This window comes from Candidatus Bathyanammoxibius amoris, from assembly GCA_024451685.1.
Classification (GTDB): domain Bacteria; phylum Planctomycetota; class Brocadiia; order Brocadiales; family Bathyanammoxibiaceae; genus Bathyanammoxibius; species Bathyanammoxibius amoris.
Window position 1 is genome coordinate 22,946 of sequence record JAMXCW010000021.1, and the last position, 6,556, is coordinate 29,501.

Sequence of the window (6,556 nt, forward strand, 5' to 3'; positions counted from 1 at the left end):
CCTCTAGCGGGCTGTATTATCGTCGGGTTTCTTGAATTCTCTGAATATGTTCTCCCGGATGGTATTTTCCAGCTTGTGGCAAAATTCCAATTCTTCATCGGCCCTCTGATAGTCGTTTATATCCATGTATCTCATAAAATCCCTGATCCCCTGGTCAACCACCTCATACGGTATGCTTGGCTGGCCACCCTCACCAAGCCTTATAATCATCGCCTTTATCATGGCCTCGGGTCTTACCCTCGTGTTCCACACCGGCGAGGCGGCAATCTCCTTCCTGAACGCATTTATGCTTGCGGGTCTGTAGAAATCTGAACGAAACCTCATATAGTCTATATCAGTCCAGAATTTCCACTGGGCAGAGCAATATGAACTTTCGGGGAGGAAGACTTGAACGGGGTTGTTCCAAAGGTCAAAGTATAGATGACTCAGCAGGCTGACGGCTGCGCTCATCTTGTGCCGGGTTATATTCCGGATACCTTTATCGCCCACTATGTCTACTGCCGCATCGGCATGTTCGACAAAGACCGGGGCCTCTTCGGTAATTCTCTCATAGGCATATATTTTATTTTCTATGTGGTGCCTTGCGTTATAACCGTTAGCGCGCACGGACTCCAACTCACGTCTTAAGTCTTGCACCTCCGCCTTCACCCGTTTATTCAGTGCCGGAAAGTCCCTGTCCTTTAGCTCCTGGCGGCCAAACAGCTCCATGGCCACTTCGAGAAATTCGGGCTGATTGGCCAGGATGTGGGCGTAAACCCTGTGAAAATGTGGTGGTTCCTTGTCTATTACAGGTATTACCGAATAAATGGCACTTCCCTTATCGAGGCCGCAGCTCTCGAGCAACTTCGCAGCTAATACGACGTGAGTTCCCCAGTCCACAATATCCCCTTTATCTTAAAAAAATCTGTTCCTTGACAATCAAACCCTGCAAGGTTATATATAGTACCTCATTCCCGTATTAAGAGTCTTATAGAGGAGGTTTTTGTCTTTCTCACCCAAGTCTCCTCTGGTCTCAGTAACAATATGTATATTTTCGGGGGTGATAATTGTCAATAGAATTCTCCACTGCACCTGCCATAGTGTGAGCGTCTTGAATGATAATCGCAGTCCTTAAACCTCTACTGTTGTTGATAGTTTTCACCTCCATATTGTATTATTTCTTTTCCCTCTATTGCGCTATCCGCTTCTTCGGGCGCGTGCCGTCAGACACGGACTACCTGCCGTCGGTAACCGTACTGAAGCCCCTAAACGGCGTAGAGGAAGGGATTTATGAGAACCTGCTCAGCCATGTAAAACAGGACTATCCAGCCTATCAAATAGTTTTTGGCGTATATCATGATGACGACCCGGTGATCCCTGTCGTGGAAAGGCTTATCAAAGAGTTCCCTGACCATGACATGGAGCTGGTGGTTTCGAAGGATGTCGTAGGCCCCAATATGAAAGTGTGCAATCTGAATAATATGTATGTAAAGGCCAAAAACGAGATCGTCATTATAAACGATAGTGATACCAGAGTAGGACCTGATTATTTAAGGAGGATTGCCAACGAGTTGAAGGGTCCTGAGGTTGGTGGCGCCACGTGTGTTTATAAGCTAAAGAATCCTCCTAACTTTGTTTCCGCAATTGAGACCTTCTTTGTTAATTGCGATTTTACACCCTCGGCGGTTGTGGCCCATACGCTGGGAATGAACTTTGGTTTTGGGGCCACAATAGCCATAAAAAAGGGTGCTTTAGAAGAGATTGGCGGGTTTTCAGCCCTGGCGGATTATATAGCTGAAGACTACCAGATGGGAGAACGGTTGACTAAGGCCGGGTATCGCTTGAACGTTTCAAACTATCTGATAGATACCATACTCCATGAGGATGGATTTTGGGACCAGGTCTCGCATCTGGTGAGATGGACCAGTACTATCAGGGCATGCCGCCCCAAGGGCTATTTTCTCAAGACCTTTACAATGGGGATGTCTTTCTCGGTATTTTTCTTGATAATAAGCGGCTTTTCAGTGTTCTCCATAGCCGTGTTTCTATTACACTGGTTCGCCAGGTGTTTCACCGCCGTTGTTATCAACACCAAATGCCTCAAGGAAAAAGGCGGTCTGGGTTACTTATTATTTCTGCCACTGTTAGACTTGGTCATCTTTGCCGTTTGGTGTTGGGGGCTCTTTGAGCACAAGGTTACCTGGAGGGGACACACCTTCTATATCCATAAAGGCGGATGGGTTACGAGGAAATAACGTTGCCGCCCGGTTGCTTGCGCAGGGTACAGACAATATCATTATGCGGGGTTTGTTTCCCTCAGTACCGTGTAATCTGCAAGACGAATAGAGTTGGAGCGCAGCAATTCGCCTATTTTTTTACCCCTGTCTGTTAACACACCAAGCTCCTCTTCCGGGTGGTAACCGGGCATCCACCTTGAGTATTCGGCGCAGGGCGTGATGCACGGGTGGAAATACATCTCACTTACCCCCTCCGGCATGTCCGTTATGAGAGAGCTTACAAATCCGGCGTTCATGTCCCCGCTCTGCAAAAACCCGTACACCCTGTCGGTGAAGAGAAACCCGTTGCGCTTCAATGGCCCTATACAGCGTCTTGATAGCATGGAAAACGTGGCGTGGTGAAAGAGCTTGGAGGCAATCCTGCTCCCATCGTACTTCAGTGTGCGGAACAGGACGTCTCTTGGCAGTCTGAAATTCTTCGTCTCAAGCCCGCCGGTGAGCTCAAGTATTATGTCGAATACCCTGGGGTGGACGTGTATGTTGAGATGGCCGTTAATGAAATCGAGCCGGAGTCCGGTGGATAGGAATTTGTCTATCTGTGCCCCGACCTCGTCTCTAATCTCACTGATTGCGGACGGGCGGAAGAAGTACCTTAGTCCCGCAAGCGCGGGGTTATTGCGGAAATTGTCATCTTGATCGACCAGGCCGGGTATTTTTTTGTGAGGGAGTACGGATTTGCCCTGGGCCAGTACTATATGAAGGCCGACGCTTAATTCGGGGTTCGCCTTCGCCAGCTCGACGGCGTGTTCAAACGCCGGTCCGCCGACCGCCAGACTTGCGCTGGTAAGTATGCCCTCCGCGTGGGCCTTTATTATGGCCTCGTTTATGTTGCTGGAAACGCCAAAATCATCAGCCGTTACTATAAGGACCTTCATCTATCAACTCATAATCCCCCTGGAAGAGCAGCCGGGACTCAACACGCTTTACAGTCCTTCCCCGCCGCCTTCCTCCTGATAGTAAACTGGAAGAACTCATAGCCCTCCTTGAGCAGCCTCTTCGCCTCGCCCTTGTCGCGCAACATCCGCCAGAGCGTCTTCGCGATGTATTTCGGCCGGAAATAGAACTTCCAGTAGAACCTGTCGAGGGCCTTATAAATCTCTTCGCTGCTCATGCGGGGATACTGCACGCTGCATTTCTGGTAACCCCTCTCACTGACAAGGTTGTCCTCCACAAGATACCCCCTGTCCTTGCAGTAATCATACAGCTCCGTGCCCGGATACGGTGAGGCAAGCGAGACCTGTATCGTGTCCGGGTCAATCTTGCACGCAAAACGTATAGACTCCTCCACGGTCTCAGGGGTCTCTTCGGGCAGACCCAATACAAACGCGCCGTGGCTCATTATCCCAAGCTTCTTGCAGTTCTTAGCGAACTCCTCGGCCTGCTCCAGCGTGACACCCTTTTTGATTTTTTTCAGAATCTCACGGTTCCCGGACTCGTATCCTGTCAACAGAAGCCTCAGCCCGGAGTCCTTCATTATTTTCATGGTCTCGTAGTCCACGCTGGCCCGTGTGGAACAACTCCACGTAATACCGAGGGGTTTTAGTTTCCTGGCAATCTCCCGTGCCCTGGCCTTGTCCGCCGTGAACGTGTCGTCGTCAAAGAACAGCTCTCCGGCCTCGGGAAAGTATTTAACGGCCAGCTTCACCTCTTCTATCACGTTGTCCGCGCTCCTTACCCTGTAGGTGTTGCCGGTAAAGGTCTGCGGCCAGAGACAGTAGGTACACTGGCCGGGGCACCCCCTGCCCGTATAAATGGAGACATACGGGTCACGGAGGTATGGGATTGTGTAGTTGCGAAAGTGGAGGTCTCTCTTGTATACATCAACCACAAATGGCAGGGCGTCCAGGTCCTCTATAAATTTCCTGTCCTTATTGTGTATGATATCACCGTTACTCCTGTAGCTTACGCCGTCTATCTCGCCGAGAGGTTTCCCCTCGGCAAACTCCTTCAGGGTATAGTCAAACTCCCGCCTGCACACGAAGTCTACCGCGTTGCTCGCGCGAAGCGTTTCCTCGGGCAGGATACTCACGTGCGGACCCAGGAAGGCTATCTTAACGTCCTTGTACGCGGCCTTTATCGCCGCAGCCGTCTTATTATCTACCGGGGCGGAGGCCGCCGTCGTGTACATCGCAACGAAGTCAAAGTCCTTTAAAATATGAAGGGTCTGTTCGAAGTCAAGGCGTTCGGCCGGTGCGTCTATCACCCGGCTCTCCGGAATCATGCCCGCAGGGTAGCAGAGCCAGGTCGGATACCAGAAGCTTGTAACCTCGCGTCTCGCGTGGTAGCGGGAACCCGCCCCACCGTCAAAGTCCTCGTACGTCGGTGGATTTAACAGTGCAACCTTCACGTCTGTTTTTTTCCTCTAAAACTCTTCCGGCACAAAAATAGTAAAAGGCATTCTAAACAAAACGTTCAGCCCGGTCAAACCCTAAGATGCCTCCTAAAGGACATTCGCCCTCGTTGGGATACCCATTTTTTATGTAGCGTGCGAGCCACGCCAAGGGCGGGTTTGCCGAAGGCATGATTTACCTCGTGGGTATCGCGGGGCCTGCCTGCCGCACCCCCTCTCCTGCCGTATTTTGTACCCCGCCTGAAACACCGCTTGCCCCTTGACAATCCTTCCCCTGCTGGTAGACTTCTCGTAGAGGTCCTCTAAGGGCATTGAGTGTATCTATTTATATGTAGAGAACCTCAGTATGAACCCCTATTGAGGGAGGTGGGCCATGCGAAACATTATAATAATGGCAATATCGGTTGTTGGTCTTTGTGCCTTTTCCACACCCACCATGGCTGGAGTCCCGGGCGTTGGCCCCAGCGGGCCGGTCGGACCCACCTATACCCCACCTCCTGTGAGAAATCCCCATATTGACACACAGCCGTCAGGGCCGTCGCCTGCTGAACGGGCGAGTATTGAAGCAAACGAAAAAGGTGTTGAGTACTTTAAGAATAAAGATTATGACAATGCCATAAAATACTTCAAAGAATCTCTGAGATTTGAGGACCAGCGAGCTACCCGTAAAAATCTCCAAAACGCCTATAATGGTAAAGGTGATAAATACTACATGAAGGGAGATTATGACAACGCCATAAAGTACTACAGGGAGGCAATGCATGCAAACCAGGCTGGATGGCACGACCTGGAGCCTCTAAGAAATGCCGAACAGAAAAAGAAAGAGCAGATGGAGGCAGAGTCAAGACGGCTTGAGGAACAAAGGCGCGAGGAACAGCGCAAACAGGCCAAAACAAAGGTCAACAATATACTGGACAACCTTAAAACAGCGTTGGGCGGCTCCACATCCTCAGGCACTCTCGGTGACCTGACAAAGGGGCCTGGCGCCTCTACGTCGGCGGATGACCTTATAGCGGGTTTTAGTGCCTCTACCATCTCAGGCGGCGCCGTCAAGGGTCCGGCTCTCCGTCAATTTGAAAGGGGCACAAAAGACTCCGCCCCGGTCGACCTTAGAGGGGGTTTGGGCACCTCTACATCGGCGGATGGCCTTATTGCGAATTTCGATGCCTCCACAGTCTCAGGCGGTGCTGCCGTCCAAGGCCTTCCCCAGGCCAATCAACAGACAGACGAACTTGTAAAGAAAGAGGCGTTAAAACATAAAAGCGCCGGTGATTATCTCATACAGCGCGGCGAGTACGAGGCGGCGGAGAAGGAACTAGAAGAGGCGCTGAACCTGAGCCCCTATGACGAAGACACTCGCCAATCCCTGTTGGACCTCTATCGTAAGCAGGTCCCTGACCTTTTAAAAGAAGATCGTCTGGATGAGGCTTACGTCCAATTACGCAAGGCCCTGGCGCTCAACCCGAGCAATGCGGCTCTTCGAAAAAACCTGGAAGAGTTCGGTGCGGTACTGGGGTATCCCCCCCTTACCAAAGGAGTGCCGCCGCAGACACCGCCCACGGGTAAACAAGCTAAGGCGGGGTCTAAAGGCGGGACGGGCTCGCAAGGGGCGGGAAAACTCACCCCGTTTCAAGGCGTGGTCCCTAAGCCACGGCCCGGCGACGCGGCAACCACACCCACTGGGTCCGGAGGGGACATCAAGTCCGGCGCCATGGGTGACCTGCTAGGCGCTGTGGCCGAAGCTATCGCGGCCGCCGAACAAGGGTGGGATCCTGCCAAGGACAGAACGACTTACGGCTTTGACAGGCCGCCGGAAAATACCCAGGGACTGCCTAAGGATATACCGGACGTTACAGGGGGTCCTGTGAAGTATATCATTCCCGAGGGATTAAAGAAGCTAGTCCCGAAAGAGAAATACGAGACGATTGAT

5 protein-coding genes are annotated in these 6,556 nt (G+C 51.6%); 2 read left to right on the plus strand and 3 right to left on the minus strand.

Annotated features, from left to right (window positions below; translation table 11 throughout):
* Window positions 1-3: 3 nt before the first annotated feature.
* Window positions 4-879, minus strand: coding sequence for a hypothetical protein (locus tag NOU37_09490; protein MCQ4575460.1), 876 nt, complete (start codon window positions 877-879; stop codon window positions 4-6).
* A gap of 215 nt (window positions 880-1,094) precedes the next feature.
* On the opposite strand from NOU37_09490, the gene hpnI reads away from it, so the two are divergent.
* Window positions 1,095-2,234, plus strand: coding sequence for a bacteriohopanetetrol glucosamine biosynthesis glycosyltransferase HpnI (hpnI, locus tag NOU37_09495; GenBank protein ID MCQ4575461.1), 1,140 nt, complete (start codon window positions 1,095-1,097; stop codon window positions 2,232-2,234).
* Window positions 2,235-2,275: 41 nt separating this feature from the next.
* Here the strand turns inward: hpnI and hpnK are convergent, their stop codons facing one another.
* A complete protein-coding gene (gene hpnK, locus NOU37_09500) occupies window positions 2,276-3,151 on the minus strand; it encodes a hopanoid biosynthesis-associated protein HpnK (GenBank protein MCQ4575462.1) in 876 nt (291 codons plus the stop codon).
* A gap of 38 nt (window positions 3,152-3,189) precedes the next feature.
* The gene (hpnJ, locus tag NOU37_09505; GenBank protein MCQ4575463.1) at window positions 3,190-4,623 is read right to left on the minus strand and encodes a hopanoid biosynthesis associated radical SAM protein HpnJ; all 1,434 of its coding nucleotides are present in this window, start codon (window positions 4,621-4,623) and stop codon (window positions 3,190-3,192) included.
* A 376-nt stretch (window positions 4,624-4,999) separates the two neighbouring features.
* Here hpnJ and NOU37_09510 point away from each other — a divergent pair.
* On the plus strand, window positions 5,000-6,556 hold a 1,557-nt coding region (locus tag NOU37_09510; GenBank protein ID MCQ4575464.1), incomplete at its 3' end, for a tetratricopeptide repeat protein.

Excerpts from the sequence above, each read along its gene's own strand:
- hpnI (MCQ4575461.1), top strand. The coding sequence starts at position 1,095 with ATGATAATCGCAGTCCTTAAACCTCTACTGTTGTTGATAGTTTTCACC.
- hpnK (MCQ4575462.1), bottom strand. The coding sequence starts at position 3,151 with ATGAAGGTCCTTATAGTAACGGCTGATGATTTTGGCGTTTCCAGCAAC.